Here is a 25,248-nt window from a genome sequence, read left to right on the forward strand (position 1 = left end):
ATATTTTTAAGGTATAAAATGGTAGCGAATTTAGGGCTATTTTGTTTAATTTTGACGGCAATAGTCAGCAGCAGTGGTGCTGGCGTCGGTGTGTATTCCCTAATTAGTGGCGCAAAAGCTCAGGGTACAAAAAACAGCATACTGACCTCTTCTATTGTGCGCTCGTTTTCGCTTGTGACATTACTGGCATCTATTTTATCTATTGCGGCATTAGCCTTTGCTTTTGCCAGTGATGATATGTCTCTTCGCTATGTGTCCGATAATTCTAATCTTGATCTCGCCTTACCTTTCAAAATCGCTGCCACATGGGGCGGACATCAAGGTTCAATGCTGTTTTGGGTTGTGGTGCTTGCATGTTGGAGCGTCGCAGTCTCGAAGTTGAATCAAAAAGCGGCTGATTATCACGCCAGTTGGATCATGCTATTGCTGGTGGCGATATTTAGTTGGTTTACGCTACTTGCGTCTAACCCGTTTGCATTAAATGAGGTATTGCCTATTTATGGGCGAGATCTCAACCCAATGTTGCAAGATATCGGTTTAATTATTCATCCTCCTTTGCTGTATGTGGGCTATGTGGGTTTTGCCTCAGTACTGGCGCTCACTTGTGGTTCATTGCTTGCTGCCGATAGCAACGTAGACAAAACAAAAGAGGATCAAACCCATAAAACCTTAGATAAAAACAGTGATCTGTTTTATCGCCTGACACGTCATACGCTGTTTGCATGGATCTTTTTAAGTGCAGGGATCGCCGTCGGAGCAGCTTGGGCTTATTATGAATTAGGTTGGGGCGGTTGGTGGTTCTGGGATCCGGTGGAAAACGCCTCGTTATTGCCTTGGTTAACCGCAACGGCTTTATTGCATTCTGTGATGGCAAGTCGCAAGCAAGGTCAACTCAAACTGTGGACCTTTTCATTAGCGATTATCACCTTCTGTTTGAGTATTTTAGGGACTTTTATTGTACGTTCGGGGATCTTAACCTCAGTGCATGCCTTTGCTGTGGATCCGGGAAAAGGTCTCACTTTATTGGGCATGTTAAGTGTGATTTTTATTTCAGCTTATGTGTTGTTAATTTGGCGAATACCTCACTTAAAATCCAAGCCCATTAGCCGCTTCTCTAGCAAGAATTTCTTGATTTTGTTATCGCTTAATCTTTTGCTATTGGCGACGATCATTGTATTACTTGGTACGTTTTACCCGATGCTTTATCAGCTGTTTGGCTTAGGTAATATTTCCGTCGGTGCGCCGTATTTTAACCTGTTGTTTGGCCCTTTAACCATTGGTGCATTAAGCGTTATGGGGTGTGCACCACTGCTTAAATGGCAAGCGCAGTCCGGTAATTTTCCGATTAAAATGGGCTTAACGTGCGCTGTGGTCAGCGGTTTACTCGCCATTGCCTTCATCTACTATTACACACAGAAAAACAGTGAAGTGGGGGCTTCGTGGTCAATGTGGGCGTTCATCACCACTTGGGCTACGCTCTGGATGAGTATTACGCACCTATTACGCTGCATTCGCGTTCGCAAGCAGGTGTATAAATATAAAGTGTATTTAGTCTCTCTGGCGCATGTTGGGGTGGCAATTATGGCATTTGGTGCAAGTATGAATAGTGATTATTCTTATGAGCTTACCGCAAAACTGGGGCCAAATAGCGAAGTGCAGTTTGGCAATTATCAAATTAAATATTTGCGTAGCCAATGGCATATTGCGCCTAATTACACCGCAGAGCAGGGCGTGATTGAAATAATAAATCAGACACAGCAATTGCCACAAACGATCTACCAAGCGTATCCAGAAAAACGTCACTACCCAATTCGAGTCATGAATATGACCGAACCGTCACTGACTCCTTTTTGGAATGGTGATGTTTACATTACTCTAGGTGAAAAGATTGATACTCAGCATTATGCCGTCAGAATTCAATTTAAAGCATTTGTGCGTTGGATTGCCTTGGGGGCGTTATTGATTATCTTTGCCTGTGTTGGATTATTGTGCAGAGAAGCTTTGTGCCGAAAAGAGTTGTGCAGAGAAGCGTTGAGCAGAAAGCGCAGTCACCACTTATCGGTCAATAATCGAGACAATGCATCCGAGCAAGACAGCAAGGAGTGTCAAATATGATAAGGCGAATCAACGCTGGACTGATTATGCTGCTCAGTGCGCTGTTTTGTTTACCGACATTTGCATCGGGCTACCAATCAATTTCCCATCCGGTGGATCTCTTTCAGTTTGACTCTGTAATTCAACAAAAACAGGCCATAGAGCTTGCCAAAACATTGCGCTGCCCAATGTGTCAAAACCAAAATTTGATCGAGTCTAACTCTGCGGTTGCTAAAGACATTCGGCTACGGGTTTTTGAATTGATTAAGCAAGGTAATAGCGATGAGCAAGTCAAGCAGTATATGGTGGCAAGATATGGCGAGCATGTATTATATCGGCCGATGTTTAGTTGGAAGAATAGCTTGCTTTGGGGAATCCCAATACTGGTTGCCTTACTATTGCTAGGCTTTAGTGTTCACTACATTAAACGCTCAAGTTAAACAAAAAAAGCTCAGCCCGAAGGCTGAGCAAAGTCTCTTAGAGGAAGAGATAGAAACTATTTTTGCATCTGATTGATTTGCTGTTGCATCGTATCAATTTGGTCAAGTTTCGCTTTTACACCCAAAGACGTTTGGCTAATTGCCGCAGGGTTTATAATTTGACCTTGCTGGCGTGGGAACTTGTCTAAAGTGACAAAGAACTTACCTAACTCATCTTGAACTGGGACAAATAACCACATGTTATCGGCCATCCAGCGCAGGTACATGCCTGATTCATGCGGTGCTTTTTCAAATGGGTCAGCACGCAAGTGAATGATTTTAGGCCAGTTTGATTCAAAACGAACCGCATCGGTAATGTTGCCTTCTAATGTTGCAAAGTGCAGTTTCCAGTCTTGCCAACGGATTGCATTCAACTCGCCATTGGCAGTGAAATACAGCAGTGACTCACGAGGGCCTTGCTCTTCTTTACCTTCAAAGTAAGGCATAAAGTTGTGACCATCGATGTGTACGCGCCATTCTTTACCATTGGCGTTATAGCCTTTAGCTAGCTTCTCTTTGACATCTGGAACTCCGGCCGCTGCCATGATGGTCGGTAGCCAATCTTGGTGCGCCATCATTTCGTTAACTTTAGTGCCAGGTTTAATGACGTTAGGCCAGCGAACCAACTGAGGAACACGCATACCGCCTTCCCAAGTGGTGCCTTTCTCGCCGTGGAAAGGTGTTGCGCCGCCATCAGGCCAAGAAACGGTTTCTGCGCCGTTATCGGTTGAGTAAATTACGATAGTGTTGTCAGCAATGCCAAGATCATCGAGTTTATCCAACAAAACACCAATGTGGTCATCATGCTCTAACATGCCGTCAGCATAGATACTGATGCCTGATTTACCTTGGTATTTTTCTTGTAAGCGGGTCCAAACGTGCATACGAGTGGAGTTATGCCATATAAAGAAAGGTTTATCTGCTTTAACCGCTTTTTCCATGAACGCGAGTGATGAATCTAGGAACTCTTCATCGGCCGTTTCCATGCGCTTACGAGTCATTGGCCCCGTGTCTTCAATGCGCCCATCCGCGTACGATTTTATGACGCCGCGCGGACCGTAGTTCTTACGAAACTCAGGATCTTTCGGGTAATAATATGTTTCAGGCTCTTCTTCAGCATTTAGGTGATAAAGATTGCCAAAGAACTCATCAAAACCGTGTTTAGTCGGTAAGTGCTGATCTTGATCGCCCAAGTGGTTTTTACCAAATTGCGCAGTCATGTAGCCTTGATCTTTAAGAAGGTCGGCAATGGTTGGAGCCCAATCAGGAATGCCGTGAGTCGATCCTGGCATACCAATAGTAAGAAGGCCTGTTCGGAAAGGTTCTTGACCTGTTATGAAAGAGGCGCGTCCTGCGGTACAAGATTGTTGTCCGTAGTGATCGGTAAAGAGTGCACCTTCGTTAGCGATACGGTCAATGTTTGGGGTTTGGTAGCCCATCATGCCTTGGTTGTATGCGCCTATATTCCATAGACCAACATCATCGCCAAAGATTGCGAGGATATTGGGCTTGTCAGCGGCCACAGCAGATGCTGAAGCGGCTATCATTCCTGCAGATATCGCCAGTTTACTTAATTGATTAGTCATAGAGACTCCATCACATTGTAGGGAAAAGGATTCCGACAGTTCAGTGACGTAGGCGGCGGCTCTATAGAGACTATTTTCAGAATAAATAATGCTCAATAGATATCATGCCCAGTCGCAAGTGATAGCAAAACACTTATCCAAACTGTTGTTGGGCATACTGTAAATTCTTAATCTAGTGATTGTCGCTTTATAGAGACTATAACCATTAGTAATGTAGGGTGATTCATGCAGTAAAATTCCCCTGCTTGTAGTCAATATATAGGCAAAATAGAGTCAGTATTAGATCCTCATTTTGCCTATTCAATATCGCAATAACGATGATCGTATATAACCTTTTGTTATGTGAGAGTGACGTAAAATAGACCTATTCAATCGTTGAGGAGGGTTTATGAGTCAGTCACAAGAAGCAGTAACAGCGTTAATTTCCCAAGTCGAGAAAGCCGTTGTTGGACAGCGACATGTTGTTGAGTCTTTGGTGCTCGGTTTACTCACTAATGGGCATGTTTTATTAGAGGGACTTCCTGGGACTGCCAAGACCCGCTCAGTAAAAGCGCTTGCTGATGCGCTGAATACTTCTTTTGGCCGAATTCAATTCACTCCCGATTTATTACCATCTGATGTCACAGGTACACAGGTCTATCAAGAGGCAAGCGATCACAGTGGAATTGCCAAACCTCAGCTTCGTTTTCAAGCCGGCCCTATTTTTAATAGCATCGTATTAGCCGATGAAATTAATCGCGCTCCAGCCAAGGTTCAAGCCGCACTGCTAGAAGCAATGGCCGAAGGGACGATTACCGTCAGTGATGAGACCCACCAACTGCCCGAATTATTTATGGTGCTGGCCACGCAAAACCCCATAGAGCAAGAAGGCACTTACCCTTTGCCAGAGGCGCAAATGGATCGCTTTATTGTTAAAGTCAGCGTTGATTATCCAGATGATGAGGCAGAACTGGACATCATGCGCTTGGTGCGCTCTGAAGAAAGCCTATCGACTAAGCCTCAAGCGGATAAGGCATCTGATATAGCGTCTGAAACTGACGCAACGATTGATCCCAAGTGGATTCTTCAAGCCCGTGAAGAAATTGCCGTAGTCGAAGTGTCGCCAATGGCGGAGCATTATATGGTGGCGCTGGTCATGGCAACGCGCTGTCCTGAGCGTTACCCGCACTCACACTTATCTCGCTGGATTCAAGTTGGCGCAAGCCCTCGTGCCACTATTGCTTTGGATAAATGTTCACGTGCTTATGCGTGGCTCAAAGGTCGAAATTATGTCGAACCGGATGACATTCGCGCCGTTGCTCATGGCGTATTGGGTCATCGACATACTCAAAGTTATGACGCTTTGGCAGAAGGGATTTCTAGCCGTCAAATTATGGATGAATTGCTTGATCATGTCGTCATTGGCTAAAGACGTGGAGACAGTGATATGAGCTCTAACCTATTAACGGATTCACGTATTTATTGCAGTTACAGTGGCTTGGTCAAACTGCAAGGGCAGGTTAATGCCTTTTCATTTTTGCCTCAGCTTAAAGCGGGCACCCTTTTATCTGGTCGTCACCAATCGCTGTTTCGTGGTCGAGGTTTAAATTTTGAAGAATTGCGTCACTACCAACGTGGCGATGACATTCGGAACCTTGATTGGAAGGTCACCATGCGTACTGGTAAGCCTCATGTACGTGCCTATACCGAAGAAAAAGACCGCAATGTCATTATCTGTGTTGATCAGAGATCAAGCTTGTTTTTTTCCTCTGTCGAGATCATGAAATCGGTGGTTGCGGCAGAACTGGCTGCGTTAAGTGCATGGCGAGTGCTTAAAGACAGTGATCGTGTTGGGTTTGTGATTGCCAAACCGACCAGTATTGATTGGCATAAACCTCAGCGAAGCCGGGCGCACCTTCTTCATCGATTACAAGGTTTAGCGCAGGCGAACCAATCCTTAAATGTCGCTTCTCAAGATTCGAATAATGTGTCTTTTCAACAATTTATGAAGGTATTGACACAAGTGGCGAGTAAGGGCTCAACCATTATTGTATTGAGTGACTGGCAAGGCGCGAACGAGTCAGATCTTAACCGACTCAAACAGCTGCAAATCCATAATGATGTTTTGACGGTATTCATTTCTGATGCTCTAGAGCAACAATTACCGAGTCAAGCAAAATGGGTGGTAGGGGATGGCAGTCATCAGCTGGATATCAGTGAACAACGAAAGATAAAAATCGCCAATCACAGCTTGCAGCAATCTCAGACAATGAAACAAAAACAATTGCTGAAACTGATGGCGACCAAGGGTTTACCACTGCTACAACTTGATACCTCAGGTGATCATTTAGCGCAGTTTCAGCGCGCAATGGGGGTGGCTCAATGACAATTCATTCGCCTCCCCAAAGTTATATGCTGCGAAACATTGTCGATGTCGCAACGCCGTCATCGGTGAGTTGGTATCCGCAGACTTTAGGTTGGAAAATACTGGCATTCGTTTTCATCGTTTTTGTGATGTTTTGGACAGTCAAACGGGTCAAAATTTATTGGCACAATCGTTATCGAAGAGAGGCGCTAGTAAGCCTTAGATTGATAGACAAATCCCTTGCCAATAACGCGGATAATAGCGCGGCGTGTATGCAGATCTCGTATGACATGCACCGGGTAATGAAGTCAGTGCTGTGCATTGTAAATAGTGATGCGCGCTCGTTTCATGGTGATCAGTTTCTTGTGTCGTTAGATGCACAAATGCATTTAACGAATATGAAATTTGCCGATAAATGGGCTCACTGGCCTCAATCACTTCTTGTTCAGCCGGCGTTAAGCTCTGTTGATCTGCATGAGGTCGATCTGCATGAGTTGATGCAAGATTGCCAGTTTTGGCTGAAAAATCATCATAGTGATGGGGCTAATCTCAGTGCGGAGGTTAATGGTGTTTGATTTTAATCAGCTGCTTAATTCGACGGTAGAATTTGCTCATCCATCATGGCTATTGGCTTTACCGTTACCACTCTTGGTGTTGTGGTTCATTCCAGCATATCGCACGTCTCAATCGGCAATTAAAGTGCCATTTTTTAATTTATTAATCAAAGCATTAGGCGAAACGCCTACACAAGGGGCGAGTCAACTTCGCCCTTCACTTTGGCAAAGATGCACCTTAGTCCTGTGTTGGTGTTTGGTGATTATTGCGTTATGCAAACCTACGATACTTGGCGAGCCACAAACCCGAGAGCAACTTGGGCGAGATGTGATGGTGGTGGTCGATCTTTCCGGTTCAATGCAAGAGCGCGATTTTACTTCACAAAATGGCGATACAGTCTCAAGGCTTGATGCGGTGAAAGAAGTGTTAACGACCTTTGCATTGTCGCGCAAGGGTGACCGATTAGGTCTGATTTTGTTTGGTGATGCCGCCTTTGTACAAACCCCTTTTACTGCTGATCAGAGGGTATGGTTAGCGCTTTTACAGCAAACAGAAGTGGGCATGGCAGGCGCTAGCACTCATTTAGGCGATGCGATGGGCCTTGCGATAAAAGTGTTTGATAGCAGTTATCAAGAGCAGAATCCGCAGCAAGCGCAAAATTTACAACAAGCGAAATACTCAGCACAAGCACAAGCACAAGCTCAAACAAAAACAAAGCGGGAACGATTAGTGATTGTCTTAACCGATGGTAATGATACCGGCAGTTTTGTTGAGCCTATTGATGCGGCTAAGGTTGCCAATGCTAAGCAGGTTAAAATTCATGTTATTGCGATTGGCGATCCTACCACTATCGGTGAGCAAGCGCTGGACATGCGCACGATTGAGCGCATTGCCAGTGAATCTGGAGGTGAAGCATTTCACGCAATAGACAGGCAAGCCCTTGATCTTGCATACCAAAAAATTGATGAGATAGAACCAGAGCTGTACGAAAGCACGACGTATCGACCTAAAACCAGCGTACATGCTTATCCAATCATGTTGCTGGTCTTTTGGTATCTGTTGGCGTTTTTGATTAGCACTGCGCATAGGTTAATAACGGAGCACAGATTAATAACAGGTCCTAGATTAATAACGGCGCGCAGGGTAGCAGTAGATAACAAGCAAAAGCAGGAGAAGCCTCATGCTTGATTCTATCTCTCTCGATTTGGATTTATTTGATTGGTTAGCGTGGCAACAGATGAGCAGCCAATTTCATTTTATTAGGCCACTATGGTTACTGGCATTAGTGCCACTCATAGCCGTAGTTTGTGCGCGCTGGAAACTCGATTCGGCTGATCGCCAACAGGGGCACTTACCCAAGCATTTAACCGAAGCATTAACCATTGATGATTTAGGTTGGCGCAAACAGCTTCCGCTGAAATTTCTATTTGTGGTGATGTTACTTGCCATCTTGATATGCGCAGGACCGACATGGCAACGTAGCCCATCTCCCTTTGGAGAAGATAAAGCTTCGCTGCTGATTGCGCTAGATAACAGCAGTTCCATGCTAAATGAGGACTTGCCGCCAAATAGACTGGAACGCTCAAAGCAAAAAATACAAGATTTATTAAAACTGCGTAGTGGCGGACAAACGGGGCTGGTGGTGTTTGCTGGCTCTGCGCATTTGGCCATGCCGTTGACCAAAGACAGCTCGGTATTTCTACCTTTTTTAAACGCCATTGATCCCAGCATTATGCCCATTGCCGGTAAAAATGCCGCTAGCATCATCGATCTAGTGCAGACACAGCTTATTGATGAATCGGCAAGTACGGTATTGCTTATCAGTGACGGCGTAACCCCAGATAGCCTAGATGCGTTAAGTGATTACTTTGCTCAAAGCCATCATCAGTTATTGATATTAGCAGTAGGTAATCAACGGCTACAAAGCAATAATCCGATGGATCTCAATTCCTTAAAACGTTTGGCTCGGCAAAGCGGTGGCAGTATTGAAGTTGTGAGCATTGATGATGCCGATGTTGAAGGATTAAACAAAGCCATCGAAAGACACATGAGGCTTAATAGTGAATCGGCAATGCCTTGGCAAGATATGGGTTACTACTTATTGCTGCCTATCGCCTTACTGTTGTTATTGTGGTTTAGAAAAGGCTGGCTAGTACAGTGGGTATTGATTGGGTTTATCGCCACGCCATTGCTGTCACTGCCCGTTTATGCGACGACGCAAACTCATTTTGCTGACACTACGGTGCAGGCAGAGAAAATCACAACCTGGGATACGCTTGCACAATCTTGGATGAACCTTTGGTTAACCCCAGACCAACAAGGGCAGTGGTACTTTAACCAACAAGACTACCTGCAAGCGGCCATTCATTTTCAAAATCCTTTAAGTAAAGGCATCGCCTATTACTACGCAGGGGAATACCCACTGGCTCATGCTCAGTTTATTAATGTTGAGTCGGCATTATCGTTATTTTACGCCGCTAACGCGCTAGCAAGGCAGCGTGAGTATTTAAAAGCAAGAGATGTGTTTCAGTACTTGTTAGAGCAAAAAACATGGCCGTTATCCATAGAACTTAAAAGTGATATTCAACATAATTTGCAGGTTATGCAGGGTATTATCGATGAAGTTAATAGGTTAAGTGAAAGTCAGGCAGGCACGACAGATGGCGCGGAAGATTCCATCGAACTTGGGGATAATCCGCAGACAGGAGATGGAGCAGAAGATACTGCGGTTGAGCAAATGATGCTCAAAGAAACGCTCAATGCGAACGAAATTTTAGGCAGTGATGAACTGGCGGATAAATGGCTGCGCCGCGTCGAGTCTGATCCAAAATACTTTCTGCGCGCCAAGTTTTACAGCCAACTCAACCAGCATAAAACGAAGGAGTAGCCGATGATGAATCGATTGTGGTATTGCGCCGCGCTTGCTTTGGCGGTGGTTGCTTTAAGTTTTTCCTCACTCAGTTACGCCAGTGACATGCTTGCGTTGCAACGAAGTGGTGACATTAAGATAAAAACGTGGCTTGAAAAGCAAAATGAAGGCGAGCAAAACGTCAATACCCGTTTAGAAACTTCAGTCAATCAGCCAGTGACTTTGTATATCGAACTGTCCACACCAAGATGGTTTACCGCGGGTACTAGAATAACGCTTCCTGAAATACCGAATGTGATTGTTAAGCAGCGCTCTCAATTAGCGGTGAATTATGCTGAACGTAGAAATGGACAAACGTGGTCAGTACAGCTTTGGCAGATCAACTTATTTGCGCAAAATGTTGGTAGCTTTGTTGTCCCGCCTGTAGCCGTCAATGCTCAAGTTTCAGTGGATTCTAGGCATAATGTGGCTGGAACACTGTATAGCAAGGCTTTGAAGTTTAATGCCAGTTTACCGAGCGGGCGCTTGACGCAAGATTTGCCATGGATAAACAGCCCCAATGTTGAAATATCACAAGATTGGCAGCAGTCGAGTGATGCGCTTAAAGCAGGGGATGTGATTACGCGAACCCTTGTCGTTACGGCCTCTGATACCTTATCCGTGTTACTTCCACCCATGTTAGTTCCAACTGTGTTAAATGAGCCTAATCAGGGGCAAGTTACCGCTAACAACCGCGCTACTGCAACGCAAAGTTATCAAGTTTACTCGAAACCCGTGCAGTTATTTGATGAGCAAACCCGTACTCAATATCATGCTAAAAGAGTGGAAGAGCAAGTCTATGTATTACAGCACGGCGGGGAAGTGCATTTTGCTGATTATTCAGTGCTTTGGTGGAACTCAAATACTGAAAAATTACAAAAGCTCACCTTTAAAGGAAACACATTTAAAGTCGCGCATACTCTAAGTTCTTGGTTGAACTACTATAAAGGATACCTTTTAGCTGTTTTAATAAGCATAAGCTCATTGTTGGCTATCAGTTGGTTTATATGGCGCTATTATCAAACAAGGCCACGACCAAGCTGGTGGCATTTTGCTTGTGTATTAAGCCAAGGACATAACAGTGAGGTGAGAAGTGCATTGTACTTGCATCTCAGAACAAAAAGCGGCCATTTGCAAATGGGAGCGTTATCTAGCTCTGATGAATGGCAAGCGTTAGCTAAGGTGATACAAGCGCCAACGACTTGCTTTCACTCTATCGGTGGTTTTTTTCGAGGCTGGATATTGTGGCTACAAATTAGCCTTCTGAGTCAACGCCAATACTCAAGGCTGTCCTGTGGTGGATTGCCGTGTCATGGTTCGATTCGCTATTTATGGCATCGTTATCGCGATCGCGCGTTACCACAGTTGGATGAAATTAACCTACGTTATCAATCAGTTAAGTTTCATGCAGCTAAGTTTCATGTACTTAAGCTTCAAAAACATAAGTTTCAAAAGCATAAGTCTCAAATAAAGGATAAATAAAACCCAATGAAAAGTACTGAGCTTAATTTGATTCCTTTCTTTGTGGCGGTTTATGAAGAAAGCAGTATGTCAAAAGCGGCCAACCGTTTAGGGGTGAGCCAACCTGCGGTAAGCAAAGCGCTGAAACGTCTTCGTGAGATTTATGATGATCCATTGTTTCATCGAAGCCCTGCCGGGGTTAAGCCGACGACTTTTGCCACCGATATTTATCCAGCGTTATCGGCGTCATTTAAAAACTTCACTTCCACTTTGACTGCTACTCGCGATTTTGACCCTAAAGTGTCGGAGCGTATTTTCTCTATTGCTTGTATCACTTTGGTCGGTTATCAATTGATGCCAGAGCTGCTCAAAAAAGTGAAAAGCCTTGCGCCAAACATCGATCTAGACGTACATCCTCTGTTTACCGAAGATCATGAATCTGATTTGCGTTTGCAGCGTTACGATTTAGTTCTGGATATGAGACCGACCGAAAAGACCTCTTTAAAAGTAGAAAAGTTAGGCACGGAAAGTATCAGAGCGATTGTAAGAAAAGATCACCCACGATTAAGCGGCGCGATAACAGTAGAAGCGTTTTTACAAGAAGAGCATATTGCCGTTTCTCGCTGGCAAAGTCGCAGCTCGTTTTTATCCAACCATCATTTTCCAGAGCCCAATAAACGCAAAATAGTGTACCGCTCACCAGGCATATTAGAGGTATTACCCGTGGTATCGAGTACCGATTATATTGCTTTGTTTCCTAATTCGATGCTTAAACAGATGGAGTCTTTGTATCCCATTCAAGTATTGGAGGCGCCGTTTGTGGAGATTTCAGAAGATATTTGCATGTTATGGCATGCAAGCCGTACATCAGAGGCGGGACATAAGTGGTTAAGAACGCAAATACTGTCAGTATCAAAAAATATGTTTAATGATTAGCCTTGTATGACAAGTTGACGGTTTTTGCTGTGATTAATTTGACGGATTTTGAGCTTAGTGCCATTAATCTCTTGGTATTATCACTATGAATAATACCAAGAAGACAACTTTATTTGGCAAGAATAAATGGATTATAGGCTAGACCAGTTTTTAGCAGTTTGATATCCAACAATTGATGACATGCGTTCTAGATAGATAGCAGGGATAGGTTGAATCGCTTCAATTTGATCGGTGAACTGACTGAAAAAAGATTGGTAACTAGATAGTGTTGCTTCGTCAGTGCCATTGGTACCAGTCACTCTGGCGATCTTTCTTGCTTTTTGAGAGAGGTAGCTTTCAATAATACTTGCTTCACCGCGCAGTAATGAACGTGTATTAATCCCGCTTAATTCATCATTGGCAATATCGTTTTTGATTGAATTTTTAAGCATTGCTAGTTTTGAAGTGTCCATTGATAAATTCCCCTTGATAAATTGTAGAGAGTGAATGTTAAGTTATTTGGCTTATAGATGGTCAAATAACCATCTATAAATAATTACAAAGCATCCTAGATCTGGAATTTCAAAACGTCCATACAAATCAAAAAATAATCATACAAATACTCACAAAGTAGTATATGAAACTGCGCTTATTTCATTGTCAATCTGCATAATCTATGACTTAGATTGCATATTTGTGAGTAAAGCTTCTCTTCCCAATTTAGTCTGGTTATACTCGCGTTACTTGTCGGAGTGCCATAAGGCTGAGACCGTTAATACGGGATCCGTTGAACCTGATCAGGCTAATACCTGCGAAGGGAACAAAGAGTAGAAATCATGACATCATCGATTTCTATCATCAGATCATAACTCTAAGCTTTTGCTTTAATAGCAAATTGTAACTAGCTGAGCTAAATAGCGAATGTTAAACCGTTGGGTTGAACCATCGACTTGATACACGTTATTGACCGAGATGATCTGTCTTGTTGCATCCTATCCGCCAAGCATTTTATTAACTTATATTAATGGAAAATGCTATGTCGACACGTAAACAATCTAGGCTAGAAGCTCAACACTTTATTGAGTCGTTATCTGTTCAGCCATACCCAAATTCAAGCAAGCTTTATATCCAAGGTTCTCAGCCGAGTATCCAAGTTCCCATGCGAGAAATTACTCTTGCAGATAGCTTGATTGGAGGCAGCAAACAGGCCCCTGTTTATCAACCTAATGAGCCAATTCAAGTCTATGATACTTCGGGTGTGTATACCGATCCCGCGCATACGATTGACCTCTATACTGGACTGCCTAAATTGCGCGAGCAATGGATTGAGCAGCGCCAAGATACAGAGCAGTTAGAAGCAGTGAGTTCAAGCTACAGCAAAACACGTTTAGAGGATGATACTCTTGATGATTTGCGTTACGGAAATCTACCTATAATTCGCAAAGCGGTGGGGGATAGCTGTGTTACGCAACTGCATTATGCTCGCCAAGGCATTATTACCCCTGAGATGGAATACATTGCGATTCGAGAAAATATGGGGCGTCAAAAATTTGCCGATGAACAGCTTAATCATCAGCATGCAGGTCAGCACTTTGGTGCGAATCTGCCTAAAGAAATCACCCCTGAATTTGTGCGTAAAGAAGTAGCGGAAGGTCGCGCCATTATACCGGCCAATATTAACCATCCAGAAGCTGAACCTATGATTATTGGGCGTAATTTCTTGGTTAAAGTTAATGCCAATATTGGTAATTCTTCGGTGAGCTCTTCCATTGAGGAAGAAGTAGAGAAATTAGTTTGGTCGACTCGTTGGGGTGCAGACACGGTAATGGATCTTTCTACGGGGCGAAACATTCATGAAACTCGAGAGTGGATATTGCGTAATAGCCCAGTGCCCATTGGCACCGTACCTATGTATCAAGCCCTAGAAAAAGTAAATGGAGTAGCAGAAAACCTTAATTGGGAAGTGATGCGTGACACCTTAATTGAGCAAGCAGAGCAGGGTGTCGATTACTTTACTATTCATGCAGGCTTGTTATTGCGTTATGTGCCAATGACGGCAAAACGTGTGACGGGTATTGTGTCTCGCGGCGGCTCTATTATTGCTAAATGGTGTCTTGCGCATCATCAAGAGAGCTTTCTTTACACCCACTTTAGAGAAATTTGTGAGATTTGTGCCAAGTACGATGTGTCATTGTCTCTTGGTGACGGACTGCGCCCGGGTTCCATTGCCGATGCGAATGATGAAGCGCAGTTTGCCGAGTTACGCACCCTTGGTGAGTTGACTAAAGTCGCTTGGGAATATGACGTGCAAGTGATCATTGAAGGCCCCGGTCATGTCCCAATGCATATGATCAAAGAAAATATGGAAGAGCAACTTGAGCATTGTCACGAAGCGCCATTTTATACATTAGGCCCACTTACGACCGATATTGCACCCGGTTATGATCACATTACATCGGGTATTGGCGCAGCGTTGATTGGTTGGTATGGCTGCGCAATGCTGTGTTACGTGACGCCAAAAGAGCACCTTGGACTACCTAATAAAGAAGATGTAAAAACCGGTTTAATTACTTATAAACTCGCGGCGCATGCCGCCGATCTAGCCAAAGGTCATCCGGGCGCGCAAATTCGAGATAATGCGCTATCTAAAGCGCGTTTTGAATTTCGCTGGGAAGATCAGTTTAACTTATCTCTTGATCCAGAAACCGCACGTTCATTTCACGATGAAACCTTACCCCAAGAGTCAGGAAAAGTAGCTCATTTTTGCTCCATGTGTGGCCCTAAATTCTGCTCAATGAAAATCTCACAAGAAGTGCGAGAATATGCCAAAGACTCTAAACAGGTCGCAATGGATCAAGCTCTAGAAATCAAAATGCTGGATAATCCATTAGAAGGAATGCGTCAAAAATCTCAAGAATTTTTAGACACAGGCTCAGAGCTATATCACGCTAAACCAGAGCTTGAAGGCAGTAATAACTAACTGAGAGCCAGTGCTTTAATTATTGATATTAAAGTGAAACTTTAAAGTGATAAAAGCTAAGGCGACTGACTTGTTTGGCAGTCGCCTTTAGTGTTAAAACATACGCAGATAACGTATATTTTTGCTATCCATACGTTACTTGCGTATAATTCGATAATGAAAAGCGTATTTGTTGAATCAAGCATATTTGAAAAGTACCGAAATGAATATCTTAGCGATGAGGAGTTTAGGCTTTTTCAGGCTGAGTTGATGTCGAATCCTAAACAGGGTGACGTCATTCAAGGTACGGGTGGTTTGCGGAAAATTCGAGTTTCTAGCAAAGGAAAGGGAAAGCGAGGTGGCTCACGAGTTATCTATTATTTCCTTGATGAAATGCGACGTTTTTATTTACTGACTATTTATGGGAAGAATCAAATGTCAGACTTGACCGCAGATCAAAAGAAACAATTAAAAAGTTTTATGGAGGCGTGGCGATATGAGCAGTCGTGATTTGTTTACAGAATTAAGTTCAGCTCTTGTTGAAGCCAAAGAACATTCACAAGGCAAACTTACATTAAGGACTTATGAAGTCAATAATATGAGTGAGTTGGATATTTCACCAGACGAAATTGTCACTATCCGTGAGCAATTTAATATGTCTCGTGGTGTATTTGCTCGTCTACTACACACATCATCTCGTACATTAGAAAACTGGGAGCAAGGCCGCAGTGCACCAAATGGGCAAGCTGTGACCCTTCTTAAATTAGTACAACGTCATCCAGAAACGCTCTCGCACATTGCTGAACTTTAACAGCAGTAAGTACCCTAATCCCTAGAAAACGTCACTTCTTTTAACACCTCACCGGTGCTGCCACTGGGATGAGTAATGCCGAGTGTGTTAGAGAGTGTTGGTGCGATGTCATAGGGAGTTATGGCCCTTGAAACTTGCTGAGCTTTCATATTGTACCCAGCAAAGATGACGGGTACGTGCGTATCGTAGCGCCATGGCGAGCCATGAGTGGAGGCAACGGTTAGCCCATCCATATCGTTAATGTAAGTACGAGGAGCAAAGACTAAATACACGTCGCCAGAACGGTTGGGGTGATAGTTATTGCTGACCAGTTTATTGATATGAGAATCTACCAGTCGACCGCTAGCAACATCATTACTGGTTATCGCGTATGCCACGCCTTCAATCTTCATCACTTCTTCAGCAATCGCGGTTTGCAACTCGGCGAGATTGAGGTTGTTTTGTTTAATTAAATCATGATTAAGATAAACGTATGGCTGTGCGTATAGACGAATGATCTCTTCATCCACAGAGAACTGCTTGGCAAGTCGTTGTTTTAATTGCTCGGTCAGCAAAGTCTTCTTATCAAAATAGTTTGCTCGTTTTAAGCCCAGTGAAGCGGCAACGGGTGAGGCTTCTGGCGCGCCGTGATCGGCGGATAATACAATCAATGTGTTATCCAAACCGATAGAGTGATCAATGTGCTCAAATAGGTCTGCCAAGGTTCTATCAAGGCGAACTAAATTATCTTCTGCTTCTAGGCTTGAAGGGCCATAAAGATGCAGAACATAGTCGTTAGATGAAAAGCTAATAGCTAGGTAATCGGTGACATTGTTACTGCCCAGTTGCTCTTGTTGGAGTAAAGTTTTCGCAAAGTCTGCGGTAATTTCATCACCTGCTGGGCTAATGGTGAGCATAGTCGAGTAATAGGGGTAGCTTGCCGGGCCATAAGGGTGCGGGAAGGTTCGTTTAAAGCCGGCTAAGTCAAATTTATGTTGTTGGTCTCGCTCTTCTAGCGTGTAGTTATTTCTATCTAACGAAAGCTCCCAGCGTTTTTTTGAATACGTTTCAGGCAGTTTCTTCTCATTCCATTGATTAACCCATGTAGGGTACTGCTGATAATAATAATCACTGGTGACAAACTCAGAGCTGCCTTTTGAGAGCCAGAATGCTTTACCAGTATGTCCGGCTAATGAAATCGCGCCTCGGTCTTTGACTGAAACACTAAACACTTTAGATTGGCCGTTGTTAGAAACCGACAACTCATCACTAAAGGTGGAGACTAACATAGGCACAGGAGAGCGACCGTCTTGTTTGGCAGTACGCTGAGTGGGATCTATTTCAGTTTCTTGATTGACGCCAGCATTGACGCCAGCATTGCGGCTGAGCATTTGGTAATCGCCATCTTCTACATTGTAAACAAGGCGCTCAAGTCCTCTGTCGTACCAAACATTGCCTACCATGCCATGCACCGATGGCGGCGCACCTGTGGCAAGGGAGACATGTCCGACAATCGTTTCAGTATTGCTGTGTTGATAGTGAGCGTTATTGTAGTAAACACCCTCATCCATTAGATAGCGAAAGCCACCTTGAGCAAAGTTGTGCTTGTATCGCTCAAGCAGATCGCCTCGAAGACCATCTACGGTAATTTGTAATACCAGTTTGGGCGCGTTGTCTCGGGCAACGGCTATTGTGCTAAGAACGCTTAAACTTAAAGCCGTTAATCCAATCATCAAGCTAATGGAACGTTTGTTCATAGGAGCTACTCACTATTAAAAGGATTAACGTGCGTCTCTTACAAGGCGTAAACCCATGTCAGACATAATGATGGTTTGGCTGGCAAAATCGCGTCTAAAATTCTCAGACTCATCTTGAGCATAAGCAAAGCTGCCACCACGTACTGACTTATGAGCGAGTTTGATGTCGGTGTGCTGCTCGTTACTTGGGTTATGGGTAGGAGAGTTGCGATAGAAGGTGCTCTCAAAGGCATCAATGGTAAATTCGCCAACATTACCGGTCATATCATAAAGACCTAATTCATTGGGTTTCTTTTGTCCAACGCGGTGTGCTTGGTTATTAGCATTGCCCGAAAACCACGCCACATCATCAATATTGTTTGAACCACTATAAGCATACCCTTGTGACTGATTGCCCCCAATGGCGGCAAATTCCCACTCCGCTTCTGTCGGCAGGCGATAGTGTTGCCCCGTTAGCTCGTTAAGTCGTTCAATAAAGAAATACGCTTGTTGCCAACTCAAGTTATTGACGGGAATTTGAGGGTCTTTAAAAAAGCTTCGCGAAGGTCCCATGACCTCTTCAAATAACGACTGGGTAACTTCAAATTTAGAGATATAAAAGTCATCAACAGTGACTTCATGAGCCGGTTGCTCTGAGGCATTAGCATGTTGCGAATTTGACCCCATAATAAAGCTACCACCTTCCACTAAAATCATATCAGCTTCTATTTTTGCCACGATTGGGTGAGGCGGGGCTATCGAACATCCTGTTAATACTACTATGCTGGTTGCCAGCATAGTGATAGTTACTAGCGTCCTTGCTAAAAGCGGGCGAGCAGTCTTTAAAGGCAGGTTCATAGTCAATCTCAAATCAATGCTAGTCAGTCGCCAGTATAACAATTAACCACTTTCCAAATGGTTATAAGCGCAATAACAAGCGCTTTGTATAACCAAAAGTTAAAATTAGGCTGTTTTTGGCAATCAAAATAACGGTATCGATATGTTGTTGACTCAAGGCCCACAATTTAATGGCAAACCTTCAAAAAGAATGCACGTCATGGCAAAGCCTATTGGCGCCGCCTGTAATATTGACTGTAATTACTGTTACTACTTAAGTAAGCAAGATCTTTTAGAGTATAAAAAAGGCTGTTCACCACAGATGAGTGAGCAGGATCTTGAGTTGTACATCAAGCAATATATCGAAGGACAAAATACCCCAGAGATCATTTTTTCATGGCAGGGTGGAGAGCCGACTTTATTAGGACTCCCTTACTTTGAAAAGATCGTTGAGTTACAAAAAAAGTATCAGCCTGCGGGGATTCGCATCGCCAATGATTTGCAGACCAACGGCACTTTACTGAATGCTAAATGGTGTCAGTTTTTAAAAGAAAACAACTTCTTAGTCGGCCTGAGTATTGATGGGCCGGCAATGTATCACGACGCTTATCGCACCAATAAAGCCGGGCGTGGTACGCACAAACAAGTGATGCAAGCGGTCAAATTACTGCATGAATATGAGGTGCGCTTTGCAACGCTTACCTGCATTAATAACCTGACGAGCCAAAATCCATTGGAGATTTATCGCTTCCTTAGAGATGAGGTGAAATCACCGCAAATGCAGTTTATTCCGATTGTGGAACAAAAAACATTTCGTGATACTGCGCCGCAAACTTGGCAAGCTGACTCAAAGCCTCGTCAGGGGGATAAACGCCTTATTCCGGGCTCGAAAAATTCGCTGATGGAGTCATGGTGCGTGTCAGATGAAGCATGGGGAAACTTCCTGATTGCGGTATTTGATGAGTGGGCCAGTCGCGATGTTGGCAAAGTGTTCGTGCAATATTTTGAAGCCTTCATTGAAACTTGGATGGGTCGTAAAAACCCATTGTGTACATTGAGTGAGTTTTGCGGCAAAGGGCTTGCGATGGAGCCAAATGGCGATGTATTTGCTTGCGATCACTATGTCTATCCAGAATACAAAATCGGCAATCTGCACACCGATAAGCTAGATGATATGGCGCTATCGAGCAAACAACAGCAGTTTGGTTTTTCGAAAACTAAAAACCTGCCCGAGCAGTGTAAGCAATGTGATTACCAGTTTGCCTGCTTTGGCGAGTGTCCCAAAAATCGTTTTGTTCGCACACGCTCAGGCGAAGAGGGATTAAATTACCTGTGCGCAGGTTGGAATAAGTTTTATAAGCACGCCGATCGTTCCATTGCTCATATATTGCGCGTGCTAGGTTACCCTGTCGCGCATGGTAAGTTTAGCGATGAAATCATGCGTCAGGCATTAGCCCAGCAAGTGCCAAGTAACACTTTTGGAGCTAAATTCTGATGAGAACAGTAATCGGTAAAGGGATGCAAGCTTCCAAAATATTTGTGCAGCTAATATTGCTATTGATGACGATTATCGTGCTGAGTCCGCTAGCATTTGCTCAACAAAAAAGCGCTGAACAACTGTCTTATATTGCGCAAGATAAGAGTAATAACAAGGCAACACGAATAGAGGCTTTTCAGCAATTGGCGACATTGCCTAGCCAAAGTGCGTTAATTGCGGTGGCACGCGGGCTTAAAGATCCTCAACATGAAATTAGGTTGGCGGCCGTTGAGGCTTCGACGTTGTATTCATTTACTCATCGCTGGCGTTTACTTTCACCGCTGATGAGTGATTTGGTATTTGATGTGAGAGGAGCAGTAGTCGAAAATTTAGTGGTCGACTACCCACAGATGAACGCGGTACAAAAACAGCAATTCTTGCCATTATTTAATGACTGGACTGTAAAAATGGAGCAAAACAACAGTAATGAGTCGTTATTAAAAGCAGGGCATGGTTACAGCGCAATAGAGGATTATGACTCAGCAAGACGAGTGTATCGCCAGATCATTGAGCACTGTCTACCTAATAAATATTCCGATGAGATAGAACAAGCTTGGGTTGGGATTTCTGAAACTTATCGTTTAGAAAACAAGGATCAACAAGCCCTGTCAGTGTTAGAAGATGTGTTGCAATCTGTGCCTGATGAGCCGCAGATCTTGTATTTAAAAGCACTGGCCTTGGTAAGATTAAGCCTAAATGAGCAAGCAGCAGAGGTAATGAATACCGCGGCTAACATAGCTGAAGATAACAGCCATTATTGGTATGTGAACGGGATATTACAAGACTCTGTGAATAAGGATGAGGCTAAGCTATCACTTAAAAAAGCCTATCAACTGTCTAATAGCTCTGAGCATTTATACGCTTTGTGTGATTTTAAAATTAGGCATTCGGATAACCACGCCAAACAATGTGTTATGCAGCTAAAATCTGTGGCGCCAGCACCAGTGATTAATGACCTAATGAGTCGTATTGACAACCGGAATATTGTTGCGAACTAAGGCGCGTTTTACATTTTTGCATAACTTACCAAAGCGTCTAATATCATCAAAATTAGGCGCGGTTCCATCTGAGATGTAGTGTTCCCAGTAAGTTAACTCACTATCCACCATCTCAAGCAGCTTTTTAGGGCAACCGACACAGTTGGTTCCCGTACCACAGACAAAGGTTTCTTCTTCATACAGAGGAAGCTCACGCTTGGCTTGCTGTATAATGTTATGCATAGCGGTAGTGCGATCGGGTTTATGTGTCATTGTGATGATATTCGCTCATTAATTCGGCAGGGATATAATAATACAAATGAGTTGGCTCTGTACTATCATTTTATGAAACTATCATTGAACTTTTTATCAGTAATGCGTGTTCATTTTATCGATTTAGCGTAGGAGACTTGCATGTTACATAATAAAGTTCCACCGCCAATAATTATGCTATTTTGCGCGATAATGGGTGGAATGTTCGAGCAGTTTTCTATTTCTCAGCAACCTATTATTTGGTTATTAACTCTGGGTTTAATAACGATAAGTTTAGGGATTGCTTTTGTTTCCATTCGAGCGTTTAGACAAGTTAAAACAAGCATTAACCCTCTATTACCTGCCAAAACAACGGTATTAATTACCGACGGAATATTTCGTTATAGTCGCAATCCAATGTACCTATCATTGCTGATACTACTGCTCAGTTGGGCGTGTATATTAACTTCTTGGATGGCGTTATTCATGTGCTTATTGTTTGCGTTATATATCACTTATTTTCAAATTAAACCGGAAGAGAAGGTGCTGACTGATAAATTCCCTGAGATGTACTTACAGTATTCGATGACAGTCAGAAGGTGGCTATAGAGCAATTTTACTTTTGGTCAGTCATGAAATTGGTGATACGGTAAAGAGATATATCTATCAAGTACCAATTTCGATGTAACAAAGGATAGAAAGTGAATAGTTACCAAATTTTATGTAAAAGCCAGGTCGTGTTAGCGGTTAATCTGGGCAACGACAATGCGACAGAAGAGATAGCAAGTCTAATAGAGCAAGGCTTTGTTGCTTTTAGTCGTGTTATTCAGGCGGTATCTGAAGAAAGAGCACTTGCGATCTATCGAGCAGAAAATCCAACCGCGATCAACTCGCCTGAAGCGAATATCAAGAACATCTTTTTCTTTAAAACCAACCAATTACAGCGTCTGGCTTATGTTGGTTATTCACTAGCAAGTTTCTTATTTGTTGCGGTTTGCCTCGTGATATTGTTTGAAATTGTCAACGGTAGTGCCAATGGTTCATTGATGATTTTGGCATTTCCGGTGCTGATAGCGGCGGTATGGTTTGGCGGTGGTTTATCTATTGCGAGATGGAAAAACTGTGGTAATAGAGGCTGGGTGTATTGTGTCGTCGCGCTGGTGGCGATGCTAATGGATATTTATTTAATGGGGCTGGCAAGTACATTGCTTTGGCTGTATTTGATTTTTTGGCCTCAATCTAAAAATCTTAGCTGATACTTTTGTTATTGGTTGCGAGAAATCCGCGTAATAATAACTCTAGGTAATAACAAATCCGCAATAATATGCCCCGTAAATGGGGCATTATTGATCTTAATGTCAGGTTTATTCTTTAAACAAACTGTTGGGGTTAATAAAGCTACGGCTGCTGCTTGGTGGGTGCTAACGCTATTTCTCGAATACAAACGTTTTGTGGTTGCTGAAAAGCAAAGACGACAGCGCGAGCCACATCATCAGCGGCAAGAACGCCACCCATATCGTCTTTCCACGCGTCATAGCCGTCTTTAATATCTTGAGATGAAGTATGAGAAAGTAACTCCGTTTCGACCGCGCCAGGGGCAATGGTGGTTACGCGAACATTGTCTGCTGCGACTTCTTCACGAACGTTTTCTGAAATTGCATGCACCGCAAATTTAGTGCCGCAATAGGCGGCGTGATTTGGAAACGTTTTCTTGCCTGCGATTGAGCTAATGTTAATGATTGTACCGCTATTACGTGCTTTCATCGGAGCAAGAACAGCTTGCATGCCGTTTAACAGGCCCAACACGTTCACATCAAACATACGCTTCCATTCATTGGCATCTTGAGTGTCTATTTGCCCAAGTAGCATAGTGCCAGCATTGTTGACTAGACCTTCAACAGGCCCAAATTTCTGTTCAGCTTTTGCGATAGCAGCAGCAAATGATCCTTGCACCGTCACATCGACTTTTTCGCAAAGTGTATTGGGCAATTGCAATGCTTCAAGTTTATCTACGCGACGAGCAAGCAATAATAGAGGATGGCCTTCATCACTCAAGCGACGTGCTATTGCTTCGCCAATACCTGAACTTGCGCCTGTTACGACAATCAATTTTTTCATCATTTCTCTCCAAATACATTTTGCTTTGACACTGTATGTGTCGATGAGAGAAGTCTAATCGTTCTGTCTTTGTTGATAAATATCACTTTACTTAAAACACTATTGCTATACTGCAACAATAGATGGAATGCTCAATCACTGGTGATGGCTATGTTAGATAAGATAAACCTTGCCGATCTTCGCTCTTTTGTCTTCATTGCACAGTTAGGTAACTTTACTCGTGCAGCTGAGGCGCTGAAGGTATCGCGATCGCATGTTTCAAGACAAATCAGTCAATTAGAGTCTGATTTAGGCGTGACGTTACTGTTACGAACAACCCGCACATTGAAGTTAACTAAGGCCGGACAGCAATTATTTGAGCAATGCCAAACTGCTTTTAATGATATTGACCAAGCACTATTGGCGGCAATTGATGCTGTGGATGAGATCCGTGGGCATATAGCGATCAACTGTGTTGGTGGGGTAATAGGAGAGGATGTGCTAGTGCCGATGATTAATGAATTTATGGCTGAGTATCCAGAGGTGAGCATAAGTTTAGATTTTAGTAGTCATCGCGTTGATCTGATCCAAGATGATTTTGATGTGGCTTTTCGTATGGGGTCATTACCAGACGCCAGTTTTGTGGCACGAAAACTGGCAGACATTGAAATGGTGACGGTTGCGAGCCCTAGTTATCTAAACAAATCAGCTTTAATAACCCATCCCAAGCATTTAGAGCAACATCGCTGCCTCACCGGATCAGTGAATCGTTGGAGTTTTATAAACAATAAAACAGCTGATAGCGCAGACGTTCAAATAAAGGGTGATTTACAGTGTAAAAATGGCCGTGCTTTAGTCAACGGTGCACTGCTGGGCAATGGTGTAATTCGGGTGCCCTTGCTCTATTGCCAGCGTGACGTAGAAGAGGGGAGACTACAGAAGGTATTCTATGATTGGCAGATACCGAGTGTCGATTTTTCGCTGATTTATCATAAAGATAGATTTAGACCTGCACGCTTAACAAGATTAATTGAGTTTTTCATCAGTAAATTTGAGCACAAATAATCGTCGTCTAACAGAAGTAAAAGTAAAGAGAGTAACTAACCTATGTTAGTAACCTATGTTAGTAACCTATGTTAGCTGAAATTCATTAGCTTCTTCTAGATTGGCACAATAGATCGACCCCATAATCATGATAGGATCTATTGTGCTAAATTATCAATGTTTTGAATGCTAGAATGTCGAAGCTAGGAATTGCAGGTGTACGAGTCGTAGGTGGTTTTTTCTTGCCGCTAGGCGAGGAATGCCTTATCACAATTTAATAGTCTTGCTAGTTGTTCAGTAAAGTTAATACGCTTAGAGAGCGTTAATCGGCCAGCATCATACAATTTAATCAGCGTGTTGCTGTTAATACTGTCGGTTTGGTTTGTATAACGAATCTCTTCAAGGAACGCCTCCATTTTATATGGGGATAATTTGAATCGTTCTATTTCGCGCTCTTGTTCGCAGTTGAATATAACTACTTCCATCATTCTCTCCTAAGAGCTTCATATTTTCTACAACAACTATCGTTTATATTTGCGTATGATTTTTAGGGATAAATCACACATTTAAATCTAGCCAATATAGATGTGAAATAGATCAATAAATGCGCGGTCAACACCTGAATATATGGGAGATTAGTCACGGTTGCCTTTCTGTTAATCAATGTTGTAAATAAT

At 43.2% G+C, this 25,248-nt stretch carries 24 protein-coding genes and 1 riboswitch; of the genes, 17 read left to right on the forward strand and 7 right to left on the reverse strand.

The features are described from left to right. Positions 1–18: 18 nt before the first annotated feature. The gene (locus A9260_RS08950; protein ID WP_082957100.1) at positions 19–2,115 is read left to right on the forward strand and encodes a heme lyase CcmF/NrfE family subunit; all 2,097 of its coding nucleotides are present in this window, start codon (positions 19–21) and stop codon (positions 2,113–2,115) included. Between the two features lie 26 nt (positions 2,116–2,141). Further along, positions 2,142–2,534, forward strand: coding sequence for a cytochrome c-type biogenesis protein (locus A9260_RS08955; RefSeq protein ID WP_373604472.1), 393 nt, complete (start codon positions 2,142–2,144; stop codon positions 2,532–2,534). Between the two features lie 56 nt (positions 2,535–2,590). On the opposite strand, the gene A9260_RS08960 is transcribed toward A9260_RS08955, so the two are convergent. Further along, a complete protein-coding gene (locus tag A9260_RS08960) occupies positions 2,591–4,159 on the reverse strand; it encodes an arylsulfatase (protein WP_068698214.1) in 1,569 nt (522 codons plus the stop codon). 388 nt (positions 4,160–4,547) lie between these two features. Here A9260_RS08960 and A9260_RS08965 point away from each other — a divergent pair, with 388 nt between their 5' ends. The 7 genes from A9260_RS08965 to A9260_RS08995 are packed head-to-tail and all read left to right on the forward strand — an operon-like array spanning position 4,548 to position 12,363. Next, positions 4,548–5,567: an AAA family ATPase gene (locus A9260_RS08965; protein ID WP_068698216.1), complete on the forward strand. Its 1,020-nt coding sequence runs from the start codon at positions 4,548–4,550 to the stop codon at positions 5,565–5,567. 18 nt (positions 5,568–5,585) lie between these two features. After that, positions 5,586–6,524 (forward strand): DUF58 domain-containing protein, encoded by a 939-nt coding sequence (locus A9260_RS08970; RefSeq protein WP_068698218.1) that lies wholly within the window; start codon positions 5,586–5,588, stop codon positions 6,522–6,524. After that, positions 6,521–7,078 (forward strand): DUF4381 domain-containing protein, encoded by a 558-nt coding sequence (locus A9260_RS08975; RefSeq protein ID WP_068698220.1) that lies wholly within the window; start codon positions 6,521–6,523, stop codon positions 7,076–7,078. Before A9260_RS08970 ends, A9260_RS08975 begins: the two co-directional genes overlap by 4 nt. Continuing rightward, complete coding sequence (locus A9260_RS08980) at positions 7,068–8,246, forward strand: VWA domain-containing protein (protein ID WP_082957101.1); 1,179 nt, start codon at positions 7,068–7,070, stop codon at positions 8,244–8,246. The genes A9260_RS08975 and A9260_RS08980 overlap by 11 nt, the downstream gene beginning before the upstream one ends. Next, entirely contained in the window at positions 8,239–9,945 is a 1,707-nt protein-coding gene (locus tag A9260_RS08985; RefSeq protein WP_068698223.1) for a VWA domain-containing protein, read from the forward strand. The genes A9260_RS08980 and A9260_RS08985 overlap by 8 nt, the downstream gene beginning before the upstream one ends. A 3-nt stretch (positions 9,946–9,948) precedes the next feature. Beyond that, positions 9,949–11,448 (forward strand): BatD family protein, encoded by a 1,500-nt coding sequence (locus A9260_RS08990; protein WP_068698225.1) that lies wholly within the window; start codon positions 9,949–9,951, stop codon positions 11,446–11,448. 6 nt (positions 11,449–11,454) lie between these two features. Then, entirely contained in the window at positions 11,455–12,363 is a 909-nt protein-coding gene (locus A9260_RS08995; protein ID WP_068698227.1) for a LysR family transcriptional regulator, read from the forward strand. 131 nt (positions 12,364–12,494) lie between these two features. On the opposite strand, the gene A9260_RS09000 is transcribed toward A9260_RS08995, so the two are convergent. Then, a complete protein-coding gene (locus A9260_RS09000) occupies positions 12,495–12,815 on the reverse strand; it encodes a hypothetical protein (RefSeq protein ID WP_068698229.1) in 321 nt (106 codons plus the stop codon). Between the two features lie 265 nt (positions 12,816–13,080). Beyond that, positions 13,081–13,179, forward strand: a riboswitch (TPP riboswitch). Between the two features lie 199 nt (positions 13,180–13,378). On the opposite strand from A9260_RS09000, the gene thiC reads away from it, so the two are divergent. From thiC to A9260_RS09015, 3 genes are all read left to right on the forward strand, one after another. Further along, complete coding sequence (thiC, locus tag A9260_RS09005; RefSeq protein WP_068698231.1) at positions 13,379–15,322, forward strand: phosphomethylpyrimidine synthase ThiC; 1,944 nt, start codon at positions 13,379–13,381, stop codon at positions 15,320–15,322. Positions 15,323–15,478: 156 nt separating this feature from the next. Beyond that, the gene (locus A9260_RS09010; protein ID WP_068698280.1) at positions 15,479–15,811 is read left to right on the forward strand and encodes a type II toxin-antitoxin system RelE/ParE family toxin; all 333 of its coding nucleotides are present in this window, start codon (positions 15,479–15,481) and stop codon (positions 15,809–15,811) included. Then, complete coding sequence (locus A9260_RS09015) at positions 15,798–16,112, forward strand: helix-turn-helix domain-containing protein (RefSeq protein WP_068698233.1); 315 nt, start codon at positions 15,798–15,800, stop codon at positions 16,110–16,112. The genes A9260_RS09010 and A9260_RS09015 overlap by 14 nt, the downstream gene beginning before the upstream one ends. Before the next feature lie 14 nt (positions 16,113–16,126). Here A9260_RS09015 and A9260_RS09020 read toward each other — a convergent pair whose 3' ends face one another. Then, a complete protein-coding gene (locus tag A9260_RS09020) occupies positions 16,127–17,824 on the reverse strand; it encodes an alkaline phosphatase family protein (RefSeq protein WP_068698283.1) in 1,698 nt (565 codons plus the stop codon). 48 nt (positions 17,825–17,872) lie between these two features. Continuing rightward, on the reverse strand, positions 17,873–18,625 hold the full coding sequence (locus A9260_RS09025) for a formylglycine-generating enzyme family protein (protein ID WP_373604473.1): 753 nt from the start codon (positions 18,623–18,625) through the stop codon (positions 17,873–17,875). A 202-nt stretch (positions 18,626–18,827) separates the two neighbouring features. Here A9260_RS09025 and A9260_RS09030 point away from each other — a divergent pair, with 202 nt between their 5' ends. Both A9260_RS09030 and A9260_RS09035 read left to right on the forward strand, forming a co-directional pair. Next, the gene (locus tag A9260_RS09030) at positions 18,828–20,159 is read left to right on the forward strand and encodes an anaerobic sulfatase maturase (protein WP_068698237.1); all 1,332 of its coding nucleotides are present in this window, start codon (positions 18,828–18,830) and stop codon (positions 20,157–20,159) included. After that, positions 20,159–21,199: a hypothetical protein gene (locus A9260_RS09035; protein WP_231892588.1), complete on the forward strand. Its 1,041-nt coding sequence runs from the start codon at positions 20,159–20,161 to the stop codon at positions 21,197–21,199. Before A9260_RS09030 ends, A9260_RS09035 begins: the two co-directional genes overlap by 1 nt. On the opposite strand, the gene A9260_RS09040 is transcribed toward A9260_RS09035, so the two are convergent. After that, the gene (locus A9260_RS09040) at positions 21,158–21,451 is read right to left on the reverse strand and encodes a hypothetical protein (protein WP_068698239.1); all 294 of its coding nucleotides are present in this window, start codon (positions 21,449–21,451) and stop codon (positions 21,158–21,160) included. The two genes, A9260_RS09035 and A9260_RS09040, sit on opposite strands and share 42 nt — an antisense overlap. A gap of 141 nt (positions 21,452–21,592) precedes the next feature. On the opposite strand from A9260_RS09040, the gene A9260_RS09045 reads away from it, so the two are divergent. Beyond that, the gene (locus tag A9260_RS09045) at positions 21,593–22,039 is read left to right on the forward strand and encodes a methyltransferase family protein (RefSeq protein WP_068698241.1); all 447 of its coding nucleotides are present in this window, start codon (positions 21,593–21,595) and stop codon (positions 22,037–22,039) included. 92 nt (positions 22,040–22,131) lie between these two features. After that, positions 22,132–22,686: a hypothetical protein gene (locus A9260_RS09050; RefSeq protein WP_068698243.1), complete on the forward strand. Its 555-nt coding sequence runs from the start codon at positions 22,132–22,134 to the stop codon at positions 22,684–22,686. A 142-nt stretch (positions 22,687–22,828) separates the two neighbouring features. Here A9260_RS09050 and A9260_RS09055 read toward each other — a convergent pair whose 3' ends face one another. Then, positions 22,829–23,548, reverse strand: a complete 720-nt coding sequence (locus tag A9260_RS09055; RefSeq protein ID WP_068698245.1) for an SDR family oxidoreductase — start codon at positions 23,546–23,548, stop codon at positions 22,829–22,831. A 150-nt stretch (positions 23,549–23,698) separates the two neighbouring features. On the opposite strand from A9260_RS09055, the gene A9260_RS09060 reads away from it, so the two are divergent. Next, a complete protein-coding gene (locus tag A9260_RS09060; protein ID WP_068698287.1) occupies positions 23,699–24,592 on the forward strand; it encodes a LysR substrate-binding domain-containing protein in 894 nt (297 codons plus the stop codon). A gap of 227 nt (positions 24,593–24,819) precedes the next feature. On the opposite strand, the gene A9260_RS09065 is transcribed toward A9260_RS09060, so the two are convergent. Next, positions 24,820–25,059, reverse strand: coding sequence for a hypothetical protein (locus tag A9260_RS09065; RefSeq protein ID WP_231892589.1), 240 nt, complete (start codon positions 25,057–25,059; stop codon positions 24,820–24,822). Positions 25,060–25,248: the final 189 nt, after the last annotated feature.

Origin of the sequence: Vibrio sp. UCD-FRSSP16_30 (genome assembly GCF_001676025.1) — a bacterium.
Taxonomy (GTDB): domain Bacteria; phylum Pseudomonadota; class Gammaproteobacteria; order Enterobacterales; family Vibrionaceae; genus Vibrio.

Excerpts from the sequence above, each read along its gene's own strand:
- A9260_RS08965 (WP_068698216.1), top strand. The coding sequence starts at position 4,548 with ATGAGTCAGTCACAAGAAGCAGTAACAGCGTTAATTTCCCAAGTCGAG.
- A9260_RS08960 (WP_068698214.1), bottom strand. The coding sequence starts at position 4,159 with ATGACTAATCAATTAAGTAAACTGGCGATATCTGCAGGAATGATAGCC.
- A9260_RS08950 (WP_082957100.1), top strand. The coding sequence starts at position 19 with ATGGTAGCGAATTTAGGGCTATTTTGTTTAATTTTGACGGCAATAGTC.
- A9260_RS09055 (WP_068698245.1), bottom strand. The coding sequence starts at position 23,548 with ATGAAAAAATTGATTGTCGTAACAGGCGCAAGTTCAGGTATTGGCGAA.
- A9260_RS08975 (WP_068698220.1), top strand. The coding sequence starts at position 6,521 with ATGACAATTCATTCGCCTCCCCAAAGTTATATGCTGCGAAACATTGTC.
- A9260_RS09000 (WP_068698229.1), bottom strand. The coding sequence starts at position 12,815 with ATGGACACTTCAAAACTAGCAATGCTTAAAAATTCAATCAAAAACGAT.
- A9260_RS09060 (WP_068698287.1), top strand. The coding sequence starts at position 23,699 with ATGTTAGATAAGATAAACCTTGCCGATCTTCGCTCTTTTGTCTTCATT.
- thiC (WP_068698231.1), top strand. The coding sequence starts at position 13,379 with ATGTCGACACGTAAACAATCTAGGCTAGAAGCTCAACACTTTATTGAG.
- A9260_RS08995 (WP_068698227.1), top strand. The coding sequence starts at position 11,455 with ATGAAAAGTACTGAGCTTAATTTGATTCCTTTCTTTGTGGCGGTTTAT.
- A9260_RS08980 (WP_082957101.1), top strand. The coding sequence starts at position 7,068 with ATGGTGTTTGATTTTAATCAGCTGCTTAATTCGACGGTAGAATTTGCT.
- A9260_RS08990 (WP_068698225.1), top strand. The coding sequence starts at position 9,949 with ATGATGAATCGATTGTGGTATTGCGCCGCGCTTGCTTTGGCGGTGGTT.
- A9260_RS09020 (WP_068698283.1), bottom strand. The coding sequence starts at position 17,824 with ATGATTGGATTAACGGCTTTAAGTTTAAGCGTTCTTAGCACAATAGCC.
- A9260_RS08970 (WP_068698218.1), top strand. The coding sequence starts at position 5,586 with ATGAGCTCTAACCTATTAACGGATTCACGTATTTATTGCAGTTACAGT.
- A9260_RS09030 (WP_068698237.1), top strand. The coding sequence starts at position 18,828 with ATGTTGTTGACTCAAGGCCCACAATTTAATGGCAAACCTTCAAAAAGA.
- A9260_RS09045 (WP_068698241.1), top strand. The coding sequence starts at position 21,593 with ATGTTACATAATAAAGTTCCACCGCCAATAATTATGCTATTTTGCGCG.
- A9260_RS09025 (WP_373604473.1), bottom strand. The coding sequence starts at position 18,625 with ATGCTGGCAACCAGCATAGTAGTATTAACAGGATGTTCGATAGCCCCG.
- A9260_RS09035 (WP_231892588.1), top strand. The coding sequence starts at position 20,159 with ATGAGAACAGTAATCGGTAAAGGGATGCAAGCTTCCAAAATATTTGTG.
- A9260_RS09065 (WP_231892589.1), bottom strand. The coding sequence starts at position 25,059 with ATGATGGAAGTAGTTATATTCAACTGCGAACAAGAGCGCGAAATAGAA.
- A9260_RS09015 (WP_068698233.1), top strand. The coding sequence starts at position 15,798 with ATGAGCAGTCGTGATTTGTTTACAGAATTAAGTTCAGCTCTTGTTGAA.
- A9260_RS09010 (WP_068698280.1), top strand. The coding sequence starts at position 15,479 with ATGAAAAGCGTATTTGTTGAATCAAGCATATTTGAAAAGTACCGAAAT.
- A9260_RS09040 (WP_068698239.1), bottom strand. The coding sequence starts at position 21,451 with ATGACACATAAACCCGATCGCACTACCGCTATGCATAACATTATACAG.
- A9260_RS08955 (WP_373604472.1), top strand. The coding sequence starts at position 2,142 with ATGCTGCTCAGTGCGCTGTTTTGTTTACCGACATTTGCATCGGGCTAC.
- A9260_RS08985 (WP_068698223.1), top strand. The coding sequence starts at position 8,239 with ATGCTTGATTCTATCTCTCTCGATTTGGATTTATTTGATTGGTTAGCG.